The sequence below is a fragment of the Marinobacterium rhizophilum genome, assembly GCF_024397915.1.
In the GTDB taxonomy this organism is placed as follows: Bacteria; Pseudomonadota; Gammaproteobacteria; order Pseudomonadales; family Balneatricaceae; genus Marinobacterium_A; species Marinobacterium_A rhizophilum_A.
Genome location: NZ_CP073347.1, coordinates 1515814 through 1539857 on the forward strand (window position 1 = coordinate 1515814; position 24044 = coordinate 1539857).

20 protein-coding genes are annotated in these 24044 nt (G+C 61.4%); 8 read left to right on the forward strand and 12 right to left on the reverse strand.

The window, feature by feature from the left end; translation table 11 throughout:
- Nucleotides 1–164 precede the first annotated feature (164 nt).
- From KDW95_RS06720 to KDW95_RS06735, 4 genes are all read left to right on the forward strand, one after another.
- Nucleotides 165–1076, forward strand: a complete 912-nt coding sequence (locus KDW95_RS06720) for a LysR family transcriptional regulator (RefSeq protein WP_255855515.1) — start codon at nucleotides 165–167, stop codon at nucleotides 1074–1076.
- Between the two features lie 187 nt (nucleotides 1077–1263).
- Nucleotides 1264–3867: an ABC transporter transmembrane domain-containing protein gene (locus KDW95_RS06725; protein ID WP_255855516.1), complete on the forward strand. Its 2604-nt coding sequence runs from the start codon at nucleotides 1264–1266 to the stop codon at nucleotides 3865–3867.
- Between the two features lie 112 nt (nucleotides 3868–3979).
- Nucleotides 3980–4522 carry a hypothetical protein gene (locus tag KDW95_RS06730; protein ID WP_255855517.1) on the forward strand — a complete coding sequence of 181 codons (543 nt, stop codon included), beginning with the start codon at nucleotides 3980–3982 and terminating at the stop codon, nucleotides 4520–4522.
- 369 nt (nucleotides 4523–4891) lie between these two features.
- Nucleotides 4892–5128 carry a hypothetical protein gene (locus KDW95_RS06735; protein ID WP_255855518.1) on the forward strand — a complete coding sequence of 79 codons (237 nt, stop codon included), beginning with the start codon at nucleotides 4892–4894 and terminating at the stop codon, nucleotides 5126–5128.
- 260 nt (nucleotides 5129–5388) lie between these two features.
- Here KDW95_RS06735 and KDW95_RS06740 read toward each other — a convergent pair whose 3' ends face one another.
- Together KDW95_RS06740 and KDW95_RS06745 are read right to left on the reverse strand one after the other, a co-directional pair.
- Complete coding sequence (locus KDW95_RS06740; RefSeq protein WP_255855519.1) at nucleotides 5389–6153, reverse strand: TSUP family transporter; 765 nt, start codon at nucleotides 6151–6153, stop codon at nucleotides 5389–5391.
- 195 nt (nucleotides 6154–6348) lie between these two features.
- On the reverse strand, nucleotides 6349–8337 hold the full coding sequence (locus tag KDW95_RS06745; protein ID WP_255855520.1) for a DNA topoisomerase III: 1989 nt from the start codon (nucleotides 8335–8337) through the stop codon (nucleotides 6349–6351).
- Between the two features lie 292 nt (nucleotides 8338–8629).
- Between KDW95_RS06745 and KDW95_RS06750 the strand changes: the two genes are divergently transcribed.
- Nucleotides 8630–9949 carry a Na+/H+ antiporter NhaC family protein gene (locus tag KDW95_RS06750; RefSeq protein ID WP_255855521.1) on the forward strand — a complete coding sequence of 440 codons (1320 nt, stop codon included), beginning with the start codon at nucleotides 8630–8632 and terminating at the stop codon, nucleotides 9947–9949.
- A gap of 12 nt (nucleotides 9950–9961) precedes the next feature.
- Here the strand turns inward: KDW95_RS06750 and KDW95_RS06755 are convergent, their stop codons facing one another.
- From KDW95_RS06755 to KDW95_RS06790, 8 genes are all read right to left on the reverse strand, one after another.
- Nucleotides 9962–10552 carry an acyl carrier protein phosphodiesterase gene (locus KDW95_RS06755; RefSeq protein ID WP_255855522.1) on the reverse strand — a complete coding sequence of 197 codons (591 nt, stop codon included), beginning with the start codon at nucleotides 10550–10552 and terminating at the stop codon, nucleotides 9962–9964.
- 5 nt (nucleotides 10553–10557) lie between these two features.
- Complete coding sequence (locus KDW95_RS06760; RefSeq protein WP_255855523.1) at nucleotides 10558–11037, reverse strand: hypothetical protein; 480 nt, start codon at nucleotides 11035–11037, stop codon at nucleotides 10558–10560.
- Between the two features lie 95 nt (nucleotides 11038–11132).
- Nucleotides 11133–11780 (reverse strand): flavin reductase family protein, encoded by a 648-nt coding sequence (locus KDW95_RS06765; RefSeq protein ID WP_255855524.1) that lies wholly within the window; start codon nucleotides 11778–11780, stop codon nucleotides 11133–11135.
- A gap of 171 nt (nucleotides 11781–11951) precedes the next feature.
- Nucleotides 11952–12998 (reverse strand): ABC transporter ATP-binding protein, encoded by a 1047-nt coding sequence (locus KDW95_RS06770; RefSeq protein ID WP_255855525.1) that lies wholly within the window; start codon nucleotides 12996–12998, stop codon nucleotides 11952–11954.
- On the reverse strand, nucleotides 12998–14131 hold the full coding sequence (locus KDW95_RS06775; RefSeq protein ID WP_255855526.1) for an ABC transporter ATP-binding protein: 1134 nt from the start codon (nucleotides 14129–14131) through the stop codon (nucleotides 12998–13000). The genes KDW95_RS06770 and KDW95_RS06775 overlap by 1 nt, the downstream gene beginning before the upstream one ends.
- Nucleotides 14132–14145: 14 nt before the next feature.
- On the reverse strand, nucleotides 14146–15078 hold the full coding sequence (locus tag KDW95_RS06780) for an ABC transporter permease (RefSeq protein WP_255855527.1): 933 nt from the start codon (nucleotides 15076–15078) through the stop codon (nucleotides 14146–14148).
- Between the two features lie 57 nt (nucleotides 15079–15135).
- Nucleotides 15136–16122: an ABC transporter permease gene (locus tag KDW95_RS06785; RefSeq protein WP_255855528.1), complete on the reverse strand. Its 987-nt coding sequence runs from the start codon at nucleotides 16120–16122 to the stop codon at nucleotides 15136–15138.
- Nucleotides 16123–16190: 68 nt separating this feature from the next.
- Nucleotides 16191–17768 (reverse strand): ABC transporter substrate-binding protein, encoded by a 1578-nt coding sequence (locus KDW95_RS06790; RefSeq protein ID WP_255855529.1) that lies wholly within the window; start codon nucleotides 17766–17768, stop codon nucleotides 16191–16193.
- Nucleotides 17769–18239: 471 nt separating this feature from the next.
- Between KDW95_RS06790 and KDW95_RS06795 the strand changes: the two genes are divergently transcribed.
- The 3 genes from KDW95_RS06795 (at nucleotide 18240) to KDW95_RS06805 (ending at nucleotide 21742) form a co-directional block, all read left to right on the forward strand.
- Nucleotides 18240–18944 (forward strand): GntR family transcriptional regulator, encoded by a 705-nt coding sequence (locus tag KDW95_RS06795; protein ID WP_255855530.1) that lies wholly within the window; start codon nucleotides 18240–18242, stop codon nucleotides 18942–18944.
- Between the two features lie 113 nt (nucleotides 18945–19057).
- Nucleotides 19058–20248 carry an amidohydrolase family protein gene (locus KDW95_RS06800; RefSeq protein WP_255855531.1) on the forward strand — a complete coding sequence of 397 codons (1191 nt, stop codon included), beginning with the start codon at nucleotides 19058–19060 and terminating at the stop codon, nucleotides 20246–20248.
- Nucleotides 20249–20263: 15 nt separating this feature from the next.
- Nucleotides 20264–21742: an amidohydrolase family protein gene (locus KDW95_RS06805; RefSeq protein WP_255855532.1), complete on the forward strand. Its 1479-nt coding sequence runs from the start codon at nucleotides 20264–20266 to the stop codon at nucleotides 21740–21742.
- A gap of 35 nt (nucleotides 21743–21777) precedes the next feature.
- On the opposite strand, the gene KDW95_RS06810 is transcribed toward KDW95_RS06805, so the two are convergent.
- Together KDW95_RS06810 and KDW95_RS06815 are read right to left on the reverse strand one after the other, a co-directional pair.
- On the reverse strand, nucleotides 21778–23535 hold the full coding sequence (locus KDW95_RS06810; protein ID WP_255855533.1) for a zeta toxin family protein: 1758 nt from the start codon (nucleotides 23533–23535) through the stop codon (nucleotides 21778–21780).
- A 130-nt stretch (nucleotides 23536–23665) separates the two neighbouring features.
- On the reverse strand, nucleotides 23666–23971 hold the full coding sequence (locus tag KDW95_RS06815) for a putative quinol monooxygenase (RefSeq protein ID WP_255855534.1): 306 nt from the start codon (nucleotides 23969–23971) through the stop codon (nucleotides 23666–23668).
- Nucleotides 23972–24044 lie beyond the last annotated feature (73 nt).

Genomic DNA, 24044 nt, shown 5'->3' on the forward strand with positions numbered 1-24044 from the left:
CACCCCGGCCCGCACATCATCGCATTGTTCGATGCCGCCGGCACCGGGCGACGCCGCGGCATCGCCCAGTGCCGCTATCAACTTGATACTAGAGCAACCTCCACACTTTGCCATTGTTGCAAATAGCATGATAATACAGGACCTTTCGTTGCCAGGATTCAGGCATGAACCTCGATAATCTGCGCTATTTTGTCCGCGTGGTCGAAGCCAACAGCTTCACCGCCGCCGCCGATCGCCTGGGTACACAGAAATCCACCCTGAGCCGACGCATCTCGCAGCTCGAAGATGAACTGGGCATCCGCCTGCTGCAGCGAACCACCCGAAAACTGCACCTGACCCCGGACGGGGAAGAACTGTTCGAACGCTGCCGCCCGCTGATCTGCAAGCTTGAAGACGCCCGCCACGGCCTGAGTGTCAACCAGCCCGAACCCCAGGGCCGGTTGAAGCTCACCATGCCCACGGAACTCGCCCTGGCCATGCTCGACAACCTGATGGCCAGTTTCATGCAGCAGTACCCCAAAATTCAGATGGAAGTCGAACTGACCTCAAGGGTGATAGACATGGTAGAGGAAGGCGTCGATATTGCCATTCGGGTCGGCACACTCGAGGACTCCAGCCTTATAGCGCAGCCCGTCGCCCAGGTCGCCCGTGGTCTCTATGCCGCCCCGGACTACCTGCGCCATCACCCGGCGCTGGACAGTCCCCATGACCTGCAACGCCACCGTTACATTGGCCTGCTGATGCGCACCGATCCGTTGCATTTTGGCAACTGGGACCAGAGCCACAGCCTGCAGATGGAAACGCCGTTGCGCACCAACAGCCTGACCTTCATGCGCTATATGGCAAGGCGTGGGCTGGGCATCGCCAGGCTCCCCTGCTTCTTTGCCCAGCCCCTGGTCGAAAGCGGTGAACTTGAGCCGGTGTTGCAGCGGTACCCCGTTCCCAGCATTGCGCTCACCGCCCTGTACCCCAGCCGCCAGCACCTCAACCCCAAGACCCGCCTGTTTCTTGATCATCTGCACACCGAGCTGCAACAGCACCCCTGGGCCAGCAATGAACTGATCCAGCTTCCCTGAGTCAACGTACACCGAGTGGAAAAATGCTCAAGCGCAGCCTCGAACAGATCCCCTGCGCGCGACTACACTAAAATGATAGATTTGTTGCAGAGCAGCAATATTGCGCTGTTCCAGTGCATGCAACCTGTTTGAACCCCTGAAGGCCCAGCCTTCCAGGGTTCATTCGTTCAGGAGCGGAGACCGCCCTATGGACAAGTCCATTGTCCGATTTATTCTGCGCTACAGCACACCCCAGCAGATTCGCCTGCTATTGATGACATTCTGCTCCTTCCCGCTGCTGTACGTGTCGCTGGAACTCCCCAAGATCATCATCAACGATGCCATCGGTGATTCCACCAGCATCAAGCAGATATTCGATATCACCTTCACACCCATGCACTACCTGCTGGCGCTGTGCGGCCTGCTGCTGACAATGATCCTGATCAACGGCATGGTGAAGATGTATATCAACACCTACAAGGGCATCGTGGGTGAACGGCTGGTGCGCCGCCTGCGCTACCAGCTGGTGGAACGCATCCTGCGCTTTCAGCCCAGGCGGTTCCAGATGATCAGCCAGGGCGAACTGATCTCCACCGTCACCGCGGAAACCGAGCCCCTGGCCGGATTCATCGGCGACAGCATTGCACTGCCGGCCTTCCAGGGTGGCACCATGCTGACCATCCTGCTGTTCATGTTCATGCAGGACCCGATTCTGGGTATCGCGTCCATCGCCCTGATTCCCTTGCAGATCGTGATCATTCCGCGGCTGCAGCGCAAAATCAATTTGCTAAAAAAGGAGCGGGTAAAAACGGTGCGACACTTTTCCCAGCGTATCGGCGAGAGCGTCGATGGCATGATGGAGATCCGCCTGCACGGCACCCGCCCCTATCACCTGGCCGAGTTCTCCAAGATTCTGGGCGAGCTGTTCCGTATCCGGCTCGATATCTACAAGAAAAAGTTTTTCATGAAGTTTCTCAATAATCTTATAAACCAGCTGACGCCACTGATGTTTTATTCCATTGGCGGCGTCCTGGCCATTCGTGGCGACCTGACCATTGGGGCCCTGGTCGCGGCGGTTGCGGCGCACAAGGATCTGGCTGCTCCCTGGAAGGAGCTGCTCGATTATTACCAGCAATACCAGGACTCCCATATCAAGTACGAGCAGATTCTGGAGCAGTTCCAGTCCCAGGAACTGATGCCCACCGTCCCCGCCAGCGACACCAGTCCCACCCAGCTGGACAACCACATTTGCCTCGACAAGGTGGCCGTGGGCAGCGAGCTCGGTAACCGACTGGTACGCAACATCAACCTCGAGCTGCCCGCCGGCGGCAGCATGGCCATACGCTGCAAGGACCCGTCCCGCCTGCGTGCATTGGCCCGCACCCTGATCCGCATCAACCCGCCCCTCAGCGGCCACCTGCTGTTTGGTAACGACGACCTGCAGACGCTGCCCTCGGACCTGCTGGCCCGGGAGTTGACCTATGTCGGCCCCGATGCTTTCCTGTTCTCCGGCAACATGCTGCAGAACATCAACTACAGCATGCGCCTGAAGCCGCCCATGGAACCGCCCGAAGCCCTCGACAGCCAGCGACTCTGGGAGATACGCGAAGCCGAGGCCTCCGGCAACAGTACTGACCGGTTCGACGGCATCTGGACCGACTTTGCCCTGGCCCATGCCGAAAACTGGGAAGACATGCGCCACTGGCTCTACCAGGGCCTGAAGGTGGTGGGCGCCGATGAACTGATTTACAACGTCGGACTGAACGAGAAATACAACCCGGTCGACCGGCCGCAGGAGCTGTCTGATGGCCTGCTCAGGGTGCGCCGGCAACTGTTGCAGCGGGTACCCGCTGCAGGTCTGGATCACCTGGTCGAGCGACTCGATCCACAGCGCTACAACTGCGGTCTTTCGGTCGCGGAAAATCTTGGTTTTGGCGTCCCCTGCCCGCCGATCAGCACCCCAGCCTCCATGGCGGCACATCCGCAAATGAGCGCCCTGCTCGAGCAGTTCGACCTGAACCGGGCAGCACTCAATTGCGGTCGACGCATGGCCGAGCGGCTGAGCGAACTGGCGCTTGAAGCCGGCCCACTGGATCCGCTGCCGGATAATTTCGGCGAGTTCGACACCCCGGAATTTCGCCGCCAGGTCAGCGAGCTTGAACGTCGTGATCCGGCACGCAGCAGCGAAGATGCCAGGCTGCTGCTGGAGCTGTTTCTGCGTATCGTGCCGCTGCGACACGGCGATGACCTGCTGGACGACAGCCTCACGGCACAGCTGCTCGCTACCCGCCAGGTCGTGATGGCACGCACCGATTGCCCGCTGTGCAGCAGCTTCGATCACTTCAGCGAAGACCGGATCAGCGCCGGCCTCACCGTGCGCGAGAATGTACTGTTCGGCAAGGTGATTGGCACGGACCAGGCCCAGCTGCGCCAGCTGCAGCAGTTGATCGATGCTGCCATGCAGGATGAAGACGCCGAGTCCATGGTCATGGTACTGGCCGGCTTCACCCAGGTTGGCATCCGTGGCGGCAGCCTGCCGCTGATTGCACGCCAGCGTATCCAGCTATTGCGTGCCATCGTCAAGCACCCCAAGGTTCTGGTCATGCACGAGGCCCTTACCGCCATGAGCCTGGAGGAAAGGGCCACGGTACTGCGGCGTATCCGCACACGCCTGCCGGAGTTGACCCTGATCTATCTGGACCAGGAAATTCCACCGGGAGACCTGTTCGACAGCCAGTACCAGATCATTGCCGACGAGCTGCAAAGCCTGGATATCGATACGTTGCCGAGCCTGGCCAGCAGTAACCTGTAATTTTTCTACAGAACGCTATACTAGCGGGATTGCAGCCACCGAGCCCGCAGCGCAAGAAACGCCTGTTCAGCCGCTGCCCTACAATAAAACGCCAAACAGAATGGAACACCGCATGCGCCAACTGATCTCCCTGCTGACCTTGTCACTGTTGCTCCTGGCGGGCCCGCTGCATGCCCAGGACCTGGAAATCGAGGCGTTCTATGGTCATTTCACCGGTACCGCAGACGCCCAGGTAGCGGGGGAGTCCGAGCGCCGGCAGTTGACAGTGCGCATCGAACCGCGGGATGACAACTTCGAAGTCGCCTGGGGCACCCGGGTAAAGCGTGCAGACCTGACGCAAAAGGAACACTTCTACCGCATCCTGTTTCGCAAGACGCGCCGTGGCGCCATCTATGCCTCAGCCATGCGCATGAATGTGTTCGGCAAGCACATCCCGATGGATCCGCTGGCCGGCGATCCCTTTGTATGGGCCCGCATCCACGACAAGACCCTCACCGTCTATGCCATGATGATTACCAATCAGGGCGCCTACGACATGCAGATCTACGATCGCACCCTGCGCGACGACGGCAATATGGATCTGGACTACACCCGTATTCTGGACGGCAAGATCAGCAAGGAAATCACCGCCACCCTCAAGCGCGACCCGCAATAGCATCGTTCCCTGTGCCTCAGAAAGATGAGCTTTGCTCGTGATCTGCACAGTGCAGGAGCCCTGCCGAAGCCAAAGCGCCGGCGCCCTGTCCGCGCAGGGGCCTGTTATCCAGGCTTGCGTATAACGGGGCCTTGCCGCTCCACACAGGGTACAGCCCGGTTGCCCACCCTGCGCCAGCTCCATCTGGCTACACTCATATAGCATGAAAATAACTAACCTTATTGATCAGAAAGGATCGTTTGCTGCACGTGCGTCACGCCGTTATTCTGGCGCCACTGGTTAGCGCTAAAGCGCCCAGCCCCGCACCTCGGGCCAACGCATGTCGCGCCGGCCGGGACGCGGCTGAAAGCCCAGTACAGGGAGATATCCATGAACAACCTTTACACCCACTACAACGCCCACATGAACTCGCCACTGAGTTACCCGGGTGGCCGTCGTGAAACCGAGATCGAATACATTTTCCGCATGGCCCGTGAAGCCGAAGCAGCCCGAAAAGCGGACCTGCGCCAGGCGCGCATCCAAACCATCAAGGCCACATTGCAGAAATTGCTGAGCAAGCTACACATCAGCCGTACTCCCAGCCTGCACGCTCTGCTCGGACGCTAAGCATGCAGTGCCATCGCCCGCTTCGCAGCCTTCCCTTTGCAGAGGGCATGCTGGGAGCGGCGCCTGCAGCTGGCGACTCTGCACCTGGCCCCTCTGCACCTGACAATAGACCGACTATGCATTCGCGCTAACCCGCAGCCGAATACTGCCCCGCCCCCGGCATTGTGCGCGTTCAATTCGCGAAACACTGCCATCCTGCCAAGCCTTGGCCACGCACAGTACAATTCATAACACCTAACGGGCTGTTGAAAACCTACCTGCTACAGCACTTCCTTATACAGATAGCTGAGTGCCATCAGCAGGCACATGCATACCACCAGCGGTCGGATAATGCGGCTACCGTGACGAATCATGGCGTGACTGCCAATCAGCGCACCCAGAACCTGGCCGGCAATCATGGCCGCCCCCAGGCTCCAGATCACCTTGCCACCGGCAACGAAGACCACCAGGGATGCGACATTGCTTGCGCAGTTCATCACCTTCGCCGCGCCCGTCGCGCCAAGCAGGTTGCGCCCGCGAAACCAGATCTTGCTGAAGGCAAAAAAGGAGCCGGTGCCTGGCCCCAGAAAACCATCGTAAAAACCGACCAGGGGTGCCAGGGTGAGACTGTACAGGCGCCTGCTGATGCGCGGCCTGGTTTCCTCGAGCCCCGCCGTGGGTACCAGCAAAAAATACAGCGCGATCAATACCAGCACGATGGGAATCAGAAACATCAGTACACCGGGGTCCACGAACTGCACCAGCAGGGTTCCCAGCGCCGACCCCACCAGGCTGCCGATCACCAGCTCACGCACATCATCGAGCCTGACGACGCCCCGGCGCAACATGGTCAGTGCCGCTGTCAGACTGCCGAATGAACCCTGCAGCTTGTTGGTGGCAAGCGCCGCCACCGGCGGCACCTGGGCCAGCAACAGGGCCGGCAATGTCAGCAGGCCACCGCCGCCGGCAATCGTATCGATAAACCCCGCCACTAGCGCGACGCCAAACAGCGCCGCCAGCAGCTCCGGTGACAAAACCAGATCCATGGTACAGATCTCCAGGTAAGGATTCACAACCCTGCTTCAAACCACCATCAAGCGACGGCCCAGGGCGCGCAGAGGCCGGCCCTGTAACGAGGGCGCTGCGCAACCGGGCTGCACTGTACGCCTGGATGCGACCGGGTACAACAGCCTGCGCAGGCACCATTAACGCCCGGGGCTTGCCGCGGCAGAATAGCCGCGCTAGCCGGCAGACTTTGCCGGGCTGCGGCGCTTGGAGGGCGCCTTGCGCGCAGGCGTTGCACCGGCTGCCGGTGCCTTGCGCCCGGTGCGGCCGGACCCGCGCTTGCGACCGCGCCCGGGCGTTGCACTGCGTACTCCCTGCAGCCCCTGGGGCAAGGTATTGCTGGCGGTCTTGATCAGCTCGCCGAGAGCGCTTGTCAGTGCCGCCATGAACTCGGCGTAACTGCCCTGGCGCTGACAGATGGCCTCCAACTTTGCTTCCCACTGGGCCGTCATGTCCGGCAGCGTGGTTTGCCGTGGCAGGCTGTTGATCAGGCCAATACCTGCGGGCGTGGCGTGAATCGCCTTGCCGCGGCGCTCCAGAAAACCGCGCCGGAACAGCAACTCGATAATGCCGGCCCGGGTGGCCTCTGTACCCAGGCCATCGGTGTCTTTCAGAATCTGGCGGATGGAGCGGTCTTCGACAAAGCGGGCAATGCCGGTCATGGCCGCCAGCAGGGTCGCATCGGTAAAGTGCTTGGGCGGCTGGGTCATCTTTTCCACCAGCTCGCCGCGCTCACACTGCAGCACCTGACCGACACTGAGCGCGGGCAGCAACTGCGCCGCATCATCGTCGGCGGGTTCCTGGCGCCGGAAGAAGGGTTTCCAGCCAGGTACTATCACTTGCCGCGCCTGGGTGCGAAAACGCCCGCCGGCGATGTCGATTTCGACCCGGGTTTCAAAGTATTCGAAATCCGGCAAAAACTGCCCCACGTACTGGCGCGCGATCAGCTCGTACAGCTGTCGCTCCCGCCCCTGCAGGGCGGCGCTGCCCTGCTTTTTCTCGGTGGGAATAATGGCGTGGTGCGCATCCACCTTGCTGTCGTTCCAGGCCTGGCTCTTGCGAGCGCTATCGCTGGCGGCCAGCGCGTCTTTCAGTGCGTCGCAATTGTGCCCAATGGCACCCAGCACCTGGGGTGCACGGGCCAGGTGCTCCAGCGGCAGATGCCGGCTGTCGGAGCGGGGGTAGGTAATCAGCTTGTGTTTTTCGTACAGGCTCTGGCAGGTATCCAGGGTTTCCTTGGCACTGAGCCCAAAACGTTTGGCGGCATCGATCTGCAGACTCGACAGACTATAGGGCAAGGGCGCGGCCTGGCGCCGGCGCTTCCTGTCTACCTCAAGCACGGTGCCGGGCTGGCCCGAAATGCGCCGGACCACGTTTTCCGCCAGGGGCCTGGACAGCACCCGCCCTTCTTCATCCTGGTAAGGCCCGCAGGCCTCACTGGGTTGCCACTTGGCATGGAAGGCTTCCCGGGCATCGGTGTGCAGGTGGGCCAGGACCTCATAGAAGGGTTTGGGTACGAAGCTCGCAATGGCCTGGTCCCGGCGCACCACCAGCCCGAGCAGAGGTGTCTGCACCCGGCCGACGGAAAGTACGCCGTCGTAGCCCACCTTGCGCCCCTGGATAGTGTAGGCCCGGGTCATGTTGAGGCCGTACAGCCAGTCGGCCCGTGAACGTGCCAGCGCTGAGGTCGACAGCGGCACAAACTCAGGGTTTGGGCGCAAGCACTGCAGTGCACGACGCACGGCATCCGGGTTCAGGTCGCTGATCAGGCAACGCTGCACCGCCGCGCGCTTGGCATCCCGGACCCCCAGGTACTCGATGACCTCGTCCACCAGCAACTGGCCCTCGCGATCCGGGTCGCCGGCATGCACCAGCTGATCCGCTTCCTTCACCAGCTTGCGCAGTACCGTCAGCTGCTTGCGCGTCTTGGGCTTGGGTGTCAGCTGCCATTGCTGCGGCAGAATAGGCAGGTGCTCCAGCCGCCACTGCTTGAAAGCCGGGTCGTAGGCATCGGGCTCCGCCTGTTCCAGCAGATGGCCGATGCACCAGCTCACGGTATCGCCGTTACCGGCCCGGATAAAACCATCCCCCTTGTGGTGCGGCCGGGGCAGCACGTCGGCGATGGCCCGGCCAAGACTCGGCTTTTCTGCAATATAGAGAATCATGCGGCCAGCGCCCGTTAACTGTATAAATAAACAGGCATATTAGCCGCAAGCACAGCGCAGTGCCAGTAGCAGCCAAGGAATCATAGTTATATTAAATACAAATCTAATAACTTATTAGAATATAACCAGACAATCTTTAGCACTCGGAGGCAACATCCGTATAATGCCGCGCTTGCTGTCAGCGTCACCCGCGCAGTCCCGCGGCATCGAGCCCTGACCACAACGGCGCCCTATCCCTGCGCCCTGTTTTTATTCGCCGCCTACCAGGCGGCCGCACTGACTGGAGACTGCGATGCAACCCAGAGCGATCGCCCTGCTACCCCTGCTGCTGTTCCTGGCACTCTTTATCGGCAGCGGCCTGTACTACCAGGCCCAGGACACCGAGTTTGCCTTCTATCAGATTTCCGCACCGGTGGCGATTCTGCCCGCCATCGTGCTGGCCCTGCTGCTCGGGCGCGGCGCGCTCAACAGCCGCATCGAAACCTTTATCAAGGGCGTGGGCGACAGCACCATCATCACCATGTGCATCATCTACCTGCTCGCCGGTGCCTTCGCCAGCGTCGCCAAGTCGGTCGGTGGAGTCGATGCTACCGTGAATTTCGGCCTCAGTGTGGTACCCGAATCCCTGGTGCTGCCCGGGCTCTTTGTAATTACCGCCTTTGTGGCCACCTCCATGGGCACCTCCATGGGTACCATCGCCGCCATCGCCCCCGTGGCCGTCGGTCTGTCCGATGCCACTGACCTGCCCCTGACACTCACGGTCGGCACGGTTATTGGCGGGGCCATGTTCGGCGACAACCTGTCGATCATTTCGGACACCACCATCGCCGCGACGCGCTCCCAGGGGTGCGAGATGCGCGACAAGTTTCGCGTCAACTTCCTGATCGCAGTGCCCGCGGCCCTGGTCACCCTGGTGGTGCTGTATCTGCAGAGCAGTGGCGGCAGCATCGCGGCGCCCGGTGACTACGAGCTGATAAAGGTACTGCCCTATGTTGCGGTGCTGTTGCTGGCCGTTGCCGGGCTGAACGTCATGCTTGTACTGCTTGCAGGCATCGTATTGGCGGGGCTGGTAGGCCTTTTCCAGCTCAGCGACTACAGCCTGGCCACGCTGTCGGCCGATATCTACGCCGGCTATGGCAGCATGCAGGAGATCCTGATTCTGTCGCTGCTGATCGGCGGCCTTGGCGCGCTTATGAAGCACCAGGGCGGACTCGAGTTCCTGGCGCGCCTGATCGACCGCCTGTCCCGCAACGGACAGCGCCGCAGCGGTGAAATCAGCATCGCGGCCAGCGTGGTACTGGCCAACCTCTGTACCGCCAACAATACCGTTGCCATCATTCTGAGCGGCTCACTGGCGCGGGATATCGCCGAGCGACACCAGGTGGACCCCAGGCGCAGTGCCAGCCTGATGGACATTTTCTCCTGCGTGACCCAGGGCATGCTGCCCTACGGTGCCCAGGTACTGCTGGCAGGGTCCATCGCCGCGCTGTCCCCACTGGAGCTGATCGGCAGCATCTACTACTGCTGGCTGCTGGGTCTGGCGGCGGTGATTGCCATTGCCCTGGGGTTGCCACGACTGCTGCCGGCAGCCGCACGCCTGCACCACGCCTAAGGGCCCGGCACTTCAGATGTGACTGTCTTTCCCCAGTTGCTGCACCTTGTGCAGCAGCTGGGGGTAAAACAGCAGAAACGCCGCTTCGAGTGCGTCGTAGTGACGCTCAACATCCTCAAGGGCACCGTAGAGCGCGGTCGGCCGGCTCAGACGGCCGGCGATGGAGTCCAGTGCCCGGCCAATCACTGCAACATGCTGATAGCTGAGCAGCCAGTCATGCTCGCGCATGCGCTCAAAACGCGCCCGGGCGGCGTCCGGCATTATTGCCGTATCCCGCGCCATCGCCACATAGACGCTACGACTGAATTCAGACAGGGGCCCGGGGTGAAAAGACGCCCAGTGTCGGGCCAGGAAATGATCGAAAGCCATATCCACGATAATGCCGGCAAAACGCCGGCGTGGTGGTGCAAACAGCGCCAGCGTGCGGACGACATCGGGGTGGCTATCGGTGAACGCATCAACACGACGGTGCAGGCGGATACCCTCGGCCACCTCCCTGGGCCAGGTATCCAGCACCGCCCCCTTGACCGCATCCCCCAGGTAATTGCCGGTCAGGGAACTGCCCACCCGTGCAGCAAGATGAAAATGAGCCAGATAGTTCATGAAGCTCAGCGACTCTGGCGTCGCGCCAGTACCCGGGCGACGGCATGCAGGGTCACACCGACGAAGAGCGCAATCACCGCCGGCAGCGTGTAGGGCAGTTCGGGGCTGGAGCTGAGCGGCTCATCAAAGATGGCCAGCAGCAGCAACGGTGGCGCCAGCAGCAGCAAGCCCGAACCCAGCCATTGCAGCCCCCGGGCCAGCGGAAAGTTCAGCACACTGAGGTAACAGCCCAGCTGCACATTGAGCAAAGCCGCACACAGCAGGTAGATATGGGTCGCCCGGTACATGATGCTCGGGACCGGGCCGCCCTGGGCACGCTCGGCCAGATCCAGGTAGAGATACAGGCTGGCCAGCAGGAATGCCAGCAGGCCCAGCAGGCCCAGGGCCAGGTGCAGGCACCGTAACAGTATCTTGGTGCGATCCGCCTGCCCGGCCCGGGCGTACGGTTTGCTATCGGTGGCAGATCGGGATAGTGACATAGCCATGAATGTAGCACGCCTTGCAGGGTTACGGCAGCCCCCGAAAGATTCTGCCCGCGCCCTGCTGCCAGCTCAATTGCTGGCGCGCCCGCGCTGTTGCATCAGGCGTGATTCAGCCTGCGCTCGCGGCTACTCAGCCATTCCTCGTAACTGACCCTGGGCAACTGGAACTGGTCCCGCGTCGAAGTGTAGGTATCGGCGTGCATGCGTGAAATCGGGCAATAGGCCGGCGAGCGTACATGCAGGCGCTCAGCATCGATATATTGATCCTGCACGTGCATGTTCACGACCTCCCCGAAAATAATGGAGCGACTGGGGTATTCCACGCTGCGCTCCAGACGACACTCGAACGCTACCGGTGCCTCCAGAATGCGCCCCGGTATCACCTGACTGCTGTCGGCACAGGTAAGGTCCGACGCATCCAGCTCATCCACCTCCGGCGGAAAATCGATCGACGAGACGATCATCTGACGCGCGATGCTCTCGTCCACCATGTTGACAACAAACTCCCCGGTAGCCTGAATATTGCGCGTCGTGTCCTTGGGCGTCCCGTCCGGTTTGTGCTGAATGCCGAGGATCAGCAGCGGCGGCTCGTCGCTGAACACGTTGAAAAAACTGATGGGCGCGGCATTGTTAATGCCATCTCGGCAGCGGCTGGTCACCAGCGCGATGGGACGCGGCACCACAAAGCTCACCAGCAACTTGTACTTTTCCTGTTTGCTCAGGCGGGTGAAATCAAATTCCATCATGGGTCTCCAGGCGGGCGCAGCGCCCGCTCGCTCAGTACGCGGGCCCCGGTCGAGGCGCCTCACGTGCATGCGGTGATTAATACGGGCCTATAAAGGACCCGCCGGCTCAGCAAAACCGGCGGGCCAACGAGGCACCGGAGGTACAACCTGCTTGAAGGGTTTGCCAGCGCTTCAGATACGTCCTTCTTCCACGGCGTGACAGGCCACCTGGCCGCCACCATCGGTGGCGATGGTGACCGGGCGTTCGGACGTACAACGGGCATTGGCATGGGGACAACGGGGGTGGAAGGTACAGCCGCTGGGCGGAGAAATGGGGCTAGGCACCTCGCCACTGACCGGTGTGCGGGCCCGACCACTCATGTCCAGGTCCGGGATGGCATCCAGCAGCATCCGCGTGTAGGGATGGCGCGGATTGCGCAGCAGTTCGGCGGATGGCGCCTGCTCCACCATGGCCCCCAGGTACATGACGCCCACACGATCGGATATATGAAACACCACCGCCAGGTCATGGCTGATAAACATGTAGGTCAGGCGGTACTGACGCTGCAGATCCCGCATCAGGTTGAGAATCTGCGCCTGCACCGACACATCCAGTGCCGAGGTCGGCTCGTCGCACACGATAAAGTCAGGGTTGCTCGCCAACGCCCGGGCGATGGAGATGCGCTGGCGCTGGCCGCCACTGAATTCGTGGGGGTACTTGTCCCCATCCGCCGGCATCAGGCCCACCTGGGTCAGCAGTTCGGCCACCCGGGCGTCCACCTCGGCTGCGGTTTTCAGCAAGCCGAACACCCGGATCGGCTCGGCAATGATCTTCTTGACCCGCCAGCGCGGATTGAAGCTGGCGTAGGGGTCCTGAAAGATCATCTGCATGCGGCTGCGCAGCGGCGCCATCTGCTTGCGACTCAAGGGGCCTATATCCACCCCTTCGAATTCGATACTGCCGCTGCTGGGCGCATAGAGCCCCACGGCCAGGCGCGCCGCCGTCGACTTGCCACAGCCGGACTCCCCCACCAGGCCAAAGGTTTCACCCTTGTTTATCTCGAAGTCCACGCCGTCCACCGCGCGCAGGTACTGGCGCGGCCTGCGCTCCAGCACCCGGTTCAGCCAGGGCGGCGATACATCGAAGTGACGCTTGAGGTTACGCACCCGCAGAATCGGCTCTGCGCTGTCATCGGTTGCCGTTGCCAGTGAGTCTTGCGCTACAATCGCGTTCATCATTACACCTCCTGCCCGCAGGTCTGTAGGGACTTTTTTGGCGCAGACCTGGCTGCATTCATCTGTTTGTCGGCACGCCGGGCTAGGCTCGCTTCGGCAAAGAGGGTGTCGGGATCGGTCGCCGGATTCACTCCGTCCCACAGCCAGCAGGCCACCTCACCACGCCCGGCCAGGGCAAACTCCGGCTTTTCCTCCCGACAGCGCGCCGTGGCATAGGGGCAGCGCGGGTTGAAGGCACAGCCCTGGGGGATATGGCTCAGGCGCGGCATGGCGCCGTCGATCTGCACCAGGTGTTCCACCTCCTCCCCCAGCTTGGGAATGGATCCCATCAGGCCACGGGTATAGGGATGGCGCGCATGCTTGACCACCTCCTGCACCGGGCCAACCTCCACCAGGCGGCCGGCGTACATCACCGCCACCCGGTCGCAGGTTTCGGCGATGACGCCCATATCGTGGGTCACCAGCATCACCGCCGAGCCGTGTTCACGGCACAGGGTCTTGAGCAGATCAATGATCTGCGCCTGTACCGACACGTCCAGCGCCGTGGTCGGCTCATCGGCAATCACGAGCTTGGGATTGACACAGAGTGCCAGCGCGATCACCACGCGCTGGCGCATGCCACCGGAAAACTGGTGCGGGTACTGATCGATACGCTGTTCCGGCGCCGGTATCCCGACCTGGGTCAGCATCTCGATGGCCCTTGCCCGGGCCTGGCGCGGCGTTAGATCCGTATGGGTACGGATGGTCTCGATCAGCTGGCGGCCGACGCTGTACAGGGGATTCAAACTGGTCAGCGGATCCTGGAAAATGGAGCCAATCTGCTTGCCCCGCAGCTTGCGCATCGCTTCGGCGGGCAGGTTGTCAATGCGCTGACCATTAAAGCGAATTTCCCCGCCGGCAATGCGCCCCGGGCGCTCGAGCAGGCCGGTAATGGCAGTACCGGTGAGGGACTTGCCGGCACCGGACTCCCCCACCACACCCAGAATTTCACCCGCCCTCAAGCTCAGCGAAATACCGTCGATGGCTTTCAGGATGCCGCGACGGGTTGGAAATTCGATACACAGGTCCCTGACTTCGAGCAGCGCGCCGCTGCCTGTCGTGTGATCTGTGCTGCTGTTTGTCTTGTTGTTATTCATGCTCAGCTATCCTCTCAGCGCAATTTCGGGTTCAGCGCATCGCGCAGCCAGTCGCCCAGCAGGTTGACCGCCAGTACCAGCAGTGCCAGCGCCAGCGACGGGAAGATCACCACCCACCAGATACCGGAGAACAGGAACTCGTTACCGATACGGATCAGGGTGCCAAGGGATGGTTCGGTCGGCGGCATGCCGACACCGAGGAAGGACAGCATGGCCTCGGTCAGGATGGCCAGGCCCAGGTTGATGGTGGCAATGACCAGCACCGGCCCCAGCACATTGGGCAGCACATGGCGGATCATGATCAGCAGCGGGTGCAGCCCGATCACCTTGGCGGCCTGCACATACTCCTTGGACTTTTCCACCATGGTGGAGCCCCGCACGGTACGGGCATACTGCACCCAGCTCGTCATGGCGATGGCCAGAACCAGCACATAGAGTGCCGACTCGTGCATCACCTCCTGGGGCAGGAAACTCAGGGCGATACCGTTGATCAGCAGCGCCACCAGAATGGCCGGGAAGCTCAGGATCATGTCGGCCAGGCGCATGATAAAGGCATCCACCACACCGCCGAGAAAACCGCTCAGCAACCCCAGGCTGACACCGATAACCATGGCCACGAAGACGCCGGCAAACCCGACCACCAGGGATACCCGCAGGCCGTAGAGCATGGACGAGAGCACATCGCGGCCCTGGCTATCTGTGCCCAGCAGGAAGCGGGCATCGCCGCCCTCCAGCCACATGGGCGGCAACTCGCTGTCCATCAGGTCCAGGGTGGCAACATCAAAGGGGTTGTGGGGTGCGATCCAGGGTGCAAACAGCGCCGCCAGAATCATCAGTACCGTCACCAGGGTCGCGATCACGGTAATGCGCGAGCCCTTGAAGCTGTAGAACAGGTCGCTGTCCAGGAAGCGGTGCCAGTCGTCGCGCATATTCATTAAGCGTTGCATGGTGCTTGCCCTCCACGCGGTGAAACAAAGCAATGGGTACTTGTCATGGCGAGGTTCCTAGTGTGAGTTGGCCGTGCCGCGATCGGCGCACAGGCGCGGATCCAGCATGAAATACATCATGTCCACGATCATGTTGATCACAACGAAGATCAGCGACACCAGCAGCAGATAGGCCGACATCACCGGGATATCCACGAAACTCACCGCCTGGATAAACAGGAAGCCCATGCCCGGCCACTGGAACACGGTTTCGGTGATGATGGCGAAGGCGATCATGGCTCCGAGCTGCAGACCGATAATGGTGATCACCGGCATCAGGGTGTTTTTCAGCGCATGGCCAAAGTTGACGGCGCGGTTACTCAGGCCCCGGGCCCGGGCAAAACGGATGTAATCGGTGCGCAGCACCTCCATCATCTCGGCCCGCACCAGGCGCATGATCAGCGTGACCTGGAACAGCCCCAGCATGATGCCCGGCAGAATCAGCGATTTGAGGCCACTGGCCGTGAGCAGGCCCGTACTCCACCAGCCGATCTGCACCACCTCGCCACGCCCAAAGGAGGGCAGCCAGTTGAGGGTGACAGAGAAGGTCAGGATCAGCAGGATGCCGGTCACAAAGGTGGGCAACGATATACCGATCAGCGAGAGCGTCTGGAATACATGACTCAGCCAGCTGTGGGGCTTGAGCGCCGAGTAAACCCCCATCGGCACGCCCACCAGCAAGGAAATGACGAAGGCCACCGCCACCAGTTCCAGCGTGGCCGGCATGCGTTCGGCAATCAGGTCCGATACCGGGCGCTGGTTGCGGTAGGAGATGCCGAAGTCCCCCTGGGCGGCCTGCACAACAAAGGTGGAAAACTGCACATAGAGCGGATCGCTCAGGCCAAGGCTGTCGCGCAGCTGTTCGCGCTCCTCGACCGAGGCATCCTGGGAGATCATGCTGGTGATAGGATCACCCACGAAACGGAACATGCTGAAGGCCAGCAAGGCAACGGCCAGCATCACCAGCAGCGACTGCCCCAGCCGACGGATTAGAAAACTAAGCATGGAAATGGCTCCTGCGGATAACAGATAAGGGAGAGCAGACGGCCAGCCCCGAGGGCCGGCCGCTGTGATCAGTTAACCTTGGCGTACCACAGGCGCGGCTTGTCATCCGGTGTCTGCGGCAGCGTGATGCCATCACGGATACCCCAGGACAGCGGCTGCTGATGCAGCGGAATCACCGCCACTTCATCCCGTGCGATTTCCAGCGTTTCCGCCAGCATGGCGCGGCGCTTGGGTTCATCCAGTTCACTGGAAATATCACCGATCAGACTGTCGATGCGGGCATTGGAGTAGCCGCCCGGGTTCCAGGTGCCCAGCTTGTCGGCCGGGGTCGCCAGGAAACCGGTCAGGGCGCTGAAGGTGTCCAGCATCGGCAGGGTCGCCCAGCCGAACATGTAAATGTCGGAGCCGCCGCCGAGCATTTTCTGGAAGTGGTTGCCCTTGCTCTGGGCGGTCAGGTTGGCCTTGATGCCAACGCGAGCCCACATGGATACCACCGCCTGGCAGATTTCCTCGTCATTCACGTACCGGTCGTTGGTGCAGTCAAGCCCGACCCTGAAGCCATCGGGGTAGCCGGCCTCGGCCAGCAGCGCCTTTGCAGCCTCGGGATCATGGGGGAAGCGCTGATTGAGCGCGGCATCGTAGCCCGGCACTTCCGGTGCCACCACCAGGGCAGAGTTGCGGGAATTACCACGCATGACCTTCTTGTGGATCAGTTCCATGTTGATGGCCTGGTACAGCGCCTTGCGTACCCGGGCATCCTTGAGCGGGTTCCTGTCCTTGATATCGGAGTCGTGCAGCTGGTCGTCCCGCTGGTTCAGGCCAAACATGATGGTGCGCAGCGATGGCGCCTGCAGCACCTTGACGCCGGCGGTGGAATCAATGCGCTTCACGTCCTGCAGCGGTGCCGGGTACATCAGGTCGATTTCGCCGGACAGCAGCGCCGCCACGCGGGTGGCATCGGAGGATATGGGCGTGAACTCGATGCGGGTCAGGTTGTGCTGCGGCGTGTCCCACCACTTGGGATTGACCGCCAGCACGGTTTTGGCATCGGGCTGACGGCTTTCAAGCCTGAACGGGCCGGTGCCGTTGGCATGGGTGGTGGCGTAGTTTTCTTCGCCCTTGCGCAGATCAATGGCATTGAGCGCATTGTTCTCGACCATCCATTCCTTGTCGAAAATATAGACATTGGTGAGGTAGTTCAGCAGCAGCGGATCCGCCGTGCTCAACAGGATTTCGACAGTCAGATCGCCCACCTTGCGAGCACCCACCACCGTCGGTACATTGACACGAATCGGCGCGTTGGGGTCGATGGCCCGCTGAATCGAGGCCACCACATCATCGGCGCTCAGGCTATTGCCGTTGTGGAAGGTAACGCCCTCGCGCAGCTCGAAGCGCCAGACATTGGGCTCAACCACTTCCCAGCTCGTCGCCAGGGCCGGCTCCAGCTTGAGATCGGCGTTATAGCGCACCAGTGGCTCGTATATATGGTGCAGAAAACCCAGGGTATTGCTCTCGGTCACCGAATAGGGGTCCAGGGAGGCGATGTCCGAGGCTTCGGCCATGCGCAGGGTATTGGCCTGCGACGCCATGGTCGCGCCTAGGCCCAGGGTTACGGTCATTGCTACACAAAGCAGTTTTCTTCGCATTATTATTCTCTCGTGGCTGCTGCTCTTACCGTCAGGGTTTCGTCGCAAGTGCCACTTTGGCTCTGTGACACCTCGACACCAGAGGTTAACGATAAAATAATTTTTCGTTAACGATCTTGCATTCAATACATACCACCTCGTGGAGCCTGTCAAGTAAAAATATCGGCCTAACTTGACCGCCTGATCAGCTTCCACGGACTTGTGGTGCTCTTTCAGCAACTTGCAGGCACCGCGGATTCCCGCGGTTTACCGGATATAAATTCATCCGGGCATGGGCTGACACTCCAGCGCTGAAACCCGGGTCCTGATCGACTTTTTCGTTAACGATTATTTATTGCATCGTTAGCACAAGCGCGCTAGCCTAGTTTCAGTGTCCCGCCTCTGGCATATCGCCTGCCGCCAGGCGGGCGTGCACGCAAACCATTGTCTGTGCCGCACCGATGTTCATTTTTACAGCATGAGAAACCAGCCATGGCTACCGACAAGACGTCCGTAAACAGCCAGCTTGATGCGGCCTACCAGCGAGTCTGGGGAGCCATTGTCTCCCACAGGCTGCTACCGGGAACCCGGCTCAAGGAAGACGACCTCTGCGATACTTTCGGCATCAGCCGGGGCAATGTGCGCAAGTTGCTGCAGCAACTGGCGCATCACCACCTGGTCACACTGATCCCCAACAGCGGCGCCTTCGTGGCAAGGCCCGGCCGGGAAGAGGCCCAGGAGGTCTTCAAGACCCGCCGCATGATGGAGCTTGAAATGGTGCGCGAGCTGGCGCGCAAGTGCACCGCCAGGGATCGCCAGATGCTGGAACAGCACCTGCATCGCGAGCACGCAGCCCACGAAAGCGGTGACAAGAGCCTGCGTATCCGGCTGTCGGGGGAGTTTCACCTGCTGATTGGCACTCTGGCCGAGCGCCCGGTGCTGTATCAGTTTTTGCACGAGATCATATCCCGCGCCTCCCTTATCGTGGCGCTATACCAGCGCTCCCACTCGGCCAACGGACGCAGCGCCGGTGACCGCGCCTGCTGCGAACACCACGACCTGATTGAGGCCATCGCCGCGCACCGGGTCGAGCAAGCCGTCGAACTGATGGACGCGCACCTGCAGGAACTCGAAAACCAGCTCGACCTGGAGCCGCCACTGGAACGGCACGTCGACCTGAAAAAAGTATTCGCCTGAGCGCAGCGGCACCAGCCGCTCGCCGCCACCCGATAAATCCACCCTTGCCGGCTGCGCATGCGCACAGCCCGGGGCCGCCTTTGCCTTTTTTCGTGATGGGAGCCAGTACAACAATGCATAACAACAGCCTGCTGATCCGAAACGTACGCCCGTTGGGCAAAAACTCTGCCGACCTGCTGGTGCGCGACGGCACCATCGTCGCCCTGGGAACGGACCTGAACGCAGAAGGCGCCGCTATCCTTGAGGGCGCCGGCCAGCTGCTGCTACCGGGCCTGGTCGACGCCCACACCCATATCGACAAGACGTTCTGGGGGCAGCCCTGGCAGCGCCACCAGGCGGGCCCGCGCATTATCGACAAGATCGAGAACGAACGCCGTCTGCGCCGCGAGCTAAAGCTGTCGGCCGAAACCCAGTCCGCCAACCAGATACGCCAGGCCATCCGCATGGGCACCACCCATATCCGTACCCATGTGGATGTGGACACCGAGATCGGCCTGTCCAGCATCGAGGCCGTGCTGGCCAGCAAGGAACACTTTCGCGAGTCCATGACGCTGCAGCTGGTGGCCTTTCCCCAGAGCGGCCTGATGATCCGGCCCGGCACACAGGCGCTGCTGGAGGCGGCCATCGACGCCGGTGCCGACCTTGTGGGCGGCATTGACCCCGGTGCCATCGACCGCGACCCCGCCGGCCAGCTGGACTGCATTTTCGACATCGCCGAGCGCAAACAGGTGGGCATCGACATCCACCTGCACGAGGCCGACCAGCTGGGCGCCACCTCCATCGAGCTGATCCTGGAGCGTACCCGGGCACTGGGCATGCAGGGCCAGGTCACCATCAGCCACGCCTTTTGCCTGGGCATGCTCCCCGAAGCCCAGCTGAGCGGCCTGATTGAAAGCCTGCAGGCGCTGGATATCACCATCATGACCCACGGCCCTGGCCATATCGCCTTCCCGCCCATCAAGCGACTGTACGAGGCCGGCGTCAGGGTCTGCGCGGGCTCCGACGGCATCCGCGATGCATGGGGGCCCTACGGCAATGCCGACATGCTCGAGCGCGCCATGCTGATGGGCTTTCGCAGCAACTACCGCCACGATGACGAACTGGAAATGATTCTGGATATCTGCAGTTTTGGCGGCGCCCGCGTGATGGGCATGGCGGACTACGGCCTGGAACCGGGCTGCAGCGCCGACTTCGTGCTGGTGGATGCCGAAACGCCGACCCACGCCATTGTCAGCCGCCCGCCGCGCAGCCTGGTTTGCAAGGCCGGGCGCATTGTCGCCCGCAACGGCGAATGCCTGGTCTGAACAGGGAGAACTGCCATGAGTGTTACCCGCATTACCGGCCGCTACGTCATCGGCTTCGACGGCACTGGCCACCGCCTGCTGGAAAATGGCGAAGTCGTCTATCAGGATGACCGTATCATTTTTTGCGGTTTTGGCTATGGCGGCCAGGTTGACTGCGAAATCGATGCCGGCAACGCCGTCGTCGGCCCGGGCTTTATCGATCTCGATGCGCTGGCGGATCTTGATTCCACGGTTCTGGCATTTGACAACGGCCCGGCCTGGCGCTGCGGCCGCGTCTGGGCCAGCAGCTATGTCCAGCGGGGCCCGCGGGAGGTTTACGATCGCAGCGACGAAGACTTCATGAAACGCTACGCCTATGCCCAGTTGCTGCACAACGGCATCACCACGGCGCTGCCCATCACATCCCTGCTGTACCGCGAATGGGCCGAAACCTATGATGAGTTTGCCCGCGCCGCCGACATCGCCGCCGAGATGGGGCTGCGCGTCTATCTGGGGCCGGCCTACCGCACCGGCCTGTCCATGATTCACCCGGACGGGCGTTTTGACATGCACTGGAACGAAGCCCGCGGCCTGCAGGGGCTCGACGATGCCGTCCGCTTTGCCCAGGACTACGACCAGAGTCACGCAGGCCTGGTGCGCGCGATGCTGGCCCCCGACCGCATCGAAGGCTGCACCCGGGAACTGCTTGAGCGTACCCGCGCCGCCAGTGACGCCCTGCAATGCCCGGTACGGCTGCACTGCTGCCAGTCTCAGCTGGAGGTAGACACCATGCAACAGCGCTTTGGCACCTCGTCCCTGGCGCTGCTGCAGGACATCGGTTTTCTCGGCCCCCGTACCCTGCTGCCCCACGGACTCTTTCTGGGCGGCGCCGATGCGACACCGGCGCGCATCGGGCAGGAACTGGACAGCCTGCGGGATACCGGCAGTACCCTGGTGCACTGCCCCATTGTCTTCGGGCGCAGCGGCAAGGCGCTTAACAGCTTCAGTCGCCTGCGCCAGCGCGGCATCAATATCGGCCTTGGCACCGATACCTTTCCGGCAGACCTGATTCGCAACATGCACGCCGGCGTGATGCTCAACCGGGTCATGGAGGATGATGCCCAGGCGGTGAGCGCTGCCGACTTCTATAACGCCGCCACCCTGGACGGTGCCCGCGCTCTGGGGCGCGAGGATCTGGGGCGCCTGGCTGCCGGCGCCATGGCCGACATTACCGTATTCGACCTCTCAGGCTTTCACCTTGGCCAGCGCGTCGATCCCATCCAGACCATGGTCATGAACGGTACGGGCAGCGACTTCAAAACCGTGATCGTCAACGGCCGCATCCGCGTACAAGACTACCGTATCGAGGGCGTCCCCTACGCCGACTGGCACCAGCGTGCCCAGGAGCAGTACGACCGCCTGCGCGCCAGCTACCCCGAACGCACGCACCTGCACCCGCCGCTCGAGCAGATATTCACACCGAGCTTTGCACCCCTGCTGGCGGATGAAGCCTGAATTGCCACGCAATAGCGCCGGCCGGTCGCCGGCGCTCAGCTGTCGCTTTGTGCCAGGACCGCCCCTGCGCCTGGCCCGCCAGACCCCAGGCACTCGACCGTTGCCGGCGCCAGCGATTGAAAGATCTCACACGTCTGGGGGTCGCAAAGCTGTGCCGTCATTAAAGCGGGCAGCAGAACCTCAAACTCGCCAGACCGGACACGCAGGTATATATCCCCGGATGCTGCGTCCTTAAAATGCACCAGCGGGATCTCGGCAAGGCATTTCCTTAAGAAACCCAGGTTATTCGTGACGGACAGGGTTCCGTCGTGCGGATAAACCTCCGCCGGTGATTTCGCGCCTGTATTGATTTTCTGGTAACGCTCGATATCGACAAAAGCCCGGGGATCGAGAATGGTCATTTCCTGCTGATCACCGAAGGCGATCGTCTTCGGATAGGTTCCCTTGGGCACACTGTTGTCCAGGAACTCGTATTTGAACATTGGCCTGCTGTACATCAGCCATTTGAAGAACAGTTTCGGCATGCCGGTATAGGCTTCAACGCTGTGACCGAGAAAGTCTTCCACGGCCTTGTAACGACCGACTTTCAGCCCTCGCTCCCAACCCCGGACGACCGTTTCATGCGGCGGGGTTATCACGAAGAACATCAGCATGGTGTCGACATAGCTGGCATAGGTGCTGTGCAATATGCGCGATATGCTTTCGGTTGAAAAGCTGTCGAATCGAAAACGGTCAACCAGCAAATGGGGAATCGACGAATCCCGTTTCGCCTTGTCGCGGATATAGTAGTCCAGCTTGCGGTCGATGATCGCCACCTCCTTGCTGGTCAACCGCCCGGCATACTTGTACGCCTCCCCCAGGGAGTCGTAGTCCAGCAAAAACCGCCGCCAGATATCGGGGCTGATCGTGGCATAGCCGCCCGCTTGAATGCCGTGATCGCCGATTATTTTCTGCAGCATGGGCCGCAGCGAGCTTTTCCCGGCCGCGGATGCCCCCTTCAGGCTGATCAGTACCGGTGTTTTCGACGGCGCGACGGGCCTGAGCCCCAGCTGCTCAACCCCGCGCCGCACCAGGGGCGCTATATGCTGGCCAATGACCTGGCTGCCATAGCTGTTGCACACATGGTTGGTGACCAGCCGTGCAAGGTATGCCATATCGGACCCGACAAATCCGCTCGAACCGGCGATCGAGCCCAGAATGCGATAGAGACTTCTATAAACCGCCCTGGCAAGGGGATCGCGCTCGACGAGCCCGCTCTCCTTGAACCCGGCGATAACACGGTACTGTTTTTCCTGAATAGACTCCTGAACCGGCACCGCGGGCCGGGGCTTGGGCTTTAGAAGAAACGACAGCAAGGCACAGCGCTTTTTCACCTCGCGGGCCCTGGCTGGCGCAAACAGCGACGTTGCCAGTTCGTGACGTACCCGGGCCTCGACCTGCTGGCGTAACTCGGCATGCGCCTGGGTAATCGATGCCAGCTTAGGCTGGATATATTCGGCCAGAATCCTGTCGGCAATCTCGCGAAAATATACGCCAAGGCCGACTTCGTCCTCCCCCTCCAGCGCCACGATATCAGCGGTCACCCTCACCAGCAGTTCGTGCAGCACCAGGCGCTCGGGCCTGAAGGCGACCAGCTCATCCTGTGCCAGCCCAACCTGCTCTGCAATTTCCGCCACGTCGGCCAGCCGGGTGAAGACGTTTTCCGGTCGGTGGAGGGTTTCCAGCGCGCGATATTCAGCCGGAAGCTCTGCTTCAAGGCCCGGGTTCCACGCTGAGTATTCGGTGCTTTTCATCGATAAAGCCTGGCTCAACAAAGTCGAATCACTTTTACCACAGCTCAGCGTCCGGCAACAGGAGACGGCTGTGCCCGGCACTCAAGCCAGGTTGATCGCCCCCTGGCAGCACCCGCCTGCAAGCGCGGCTTTAGCTCCGCGGTGGAAAGAATCCCGCCACGTCTGCCCGTATAACCTGCTGCCGTTCAATCAGGGCATTGATCTGCTCGCGGTCCCGCAGGTAGTGCGGCGTTTCCTTGTGAGCCTGCAGCGCCTGTGGGCTCTCGTACACTTCGTACAGGTAGACGCGATCGTCCTGTTCCCGGTCCAGCAGCACATCGAAGGTATGGCAACCGAGTTCCTGCTCGACCGACGTCCGAGCATTGGCCCGAATCAGCTCCAGGTAACGATCCCTGGCCCCGGGCTTAAGTTCGACACTGATAAAGATGCAATACATGGGGTAGCTCCGATTGTAAATGCGCGCAATATTAATTATTTTATGTATACAATTTAATGTGACTTTAATTACA

Bases quoted from the DNA above. Each gene is read 5' to 3' on its own strand.
- KDW95_RS06720 (WP_255855515.1), top strand. From the start codon at position 165: ATGAACCTCGATAATCTGCGCTATTTTGTCCGCGTGGTCGAAGCCAAC.
- KDW95_RS06725 (WP_255855516.1), top strand. From the start codon at position 1,264: ATGGACAAGTCCATTGTCCGATTTATTCTGCGCTACAGCACACCCCAG.
- KDW95_RS06730 (WP_255855517.1), top strand. From the start codon at position 3,980: ATGCGCCAACTGATCTCCCTGCTGACCTTGTCACTGTTGCTCCTGGCG.
- KDW95_RS06735 (WP_255855518.1), top strand. From the start codon at position 4,892: ATGAACAACCTTTACACCCACTACAACGCCCACATGAACTCGCCACTG.
- KDW95_RS06740 (WP_255855519.1), bottom strand. From the start codon at position 6,153: ATGGATCTGGTTTTGTCACCGGAGCTGCTGGCGGCGCTGTTTGGCGTC.
- KDW95_RS06745 (WP_255855520.1), bottom strand. From the start codon at position 8,337: ATGATTCTCTATATTGCAGAAAAGCCGAGTCTTGGCCGGGCCATCGCC.
- KDW95_RS06750 (WP_255855521.1), top strand. From the start codon at position 8,630: ATGCAACCCAGAGCGATCGCCCTGCTACCCCTGCTGCTGTTCCTGGCA.
- KDW95_RS06755 (WP_255855522.1), bottom strand. From the start codon at position 10,552: ATGAACTATCTGGCTCATTTTCATCTTGCTGCACGGGTGGGCAGTTCC.
- KDW95_RS06760 (WP_255855523.1), bottom strand. From the start codon at position 11,037: ATGGCTATGTCACTATCCCGATCTGCCACCGATAGCAAACCGTACGCC.
- KDW95_RS06765 (WP_255855524.1), bottom strand. From the start codon at position 11,780: ATGATGGAATTTGATTTCACCCGCCTGAGCAAACAGGAAAAGTACAAG.
- KDW95_RS06770 (WP_255855525.1), bottom strand. From the start codon at position 12,998: ATGATGAACGCGATTGTAGCGCAAGACTCACTGGCAACGGCAACCGAT.
- KDW95_RS06775 (WP_255855526.1), bottom strand. From the start codon at position 14,131: ATGAATAACAACAAGACAAACAGCAGCACAGATCACACGACAGGCAGC.
- KDW95_RS06780 (WP_255855527.1), bottom strand. From the start codon at position 15,078: ATGCAACGCTTAATGAATATGCGCGACGACTGGCACCGCTTCCTGGAC.
- KDW95_RS06785 (WP_255855528.1), bottom strand. From the start codon at position 16,122: ATGCTTAGTTTTCTAATCCGTCGGCTGGGGCAGTCGCTGCTGGTGATG.
- KDW95_RS06790 (WP_255855529.1), bottom strand. From the start codon at position 17,768: ATGCGAAGAAAACTGCTTTGTGTAGCAATGACCGTAACCCTGGGCCTA.
- KDW95_RS06795 (WP_255855530.1), top strand. From the start codon at position 18,240: ATGGCTACCGACAAGACGTCCGTAAACAGCCAGCTTGATGCGGCCTAC.
- KDW95_RS06800 (WP_255855531.1), top strand. From the start codon at position 19,058: ATGCATAACAACAGCCTGCTGATCCGAAACGTACGCCCGTTGGGCAAA.
- KDW95_RS06805 (WP_255855532.1), top strand. From the start codon at position 20,264: ATGAGTGTTACCCGCATTACCGGCCGCTACGTCATCGGCTTCGACGGC.
- KDW95_RS06810 (WP_255855533.1), bottom strand. From the start codon at position 23,535: ATGAAAAGCACCGAATACTCAGCGTGGAACCCGGGCCTTGAAGCAGAG.
- KDW95_RS06815 (WP_255855534.1), bottom strand. From the start codon at position 23,971: ATGTATTGCATCTTTATCAGTGTCGAACTTAAGCCCGGGGCCAGGGAT.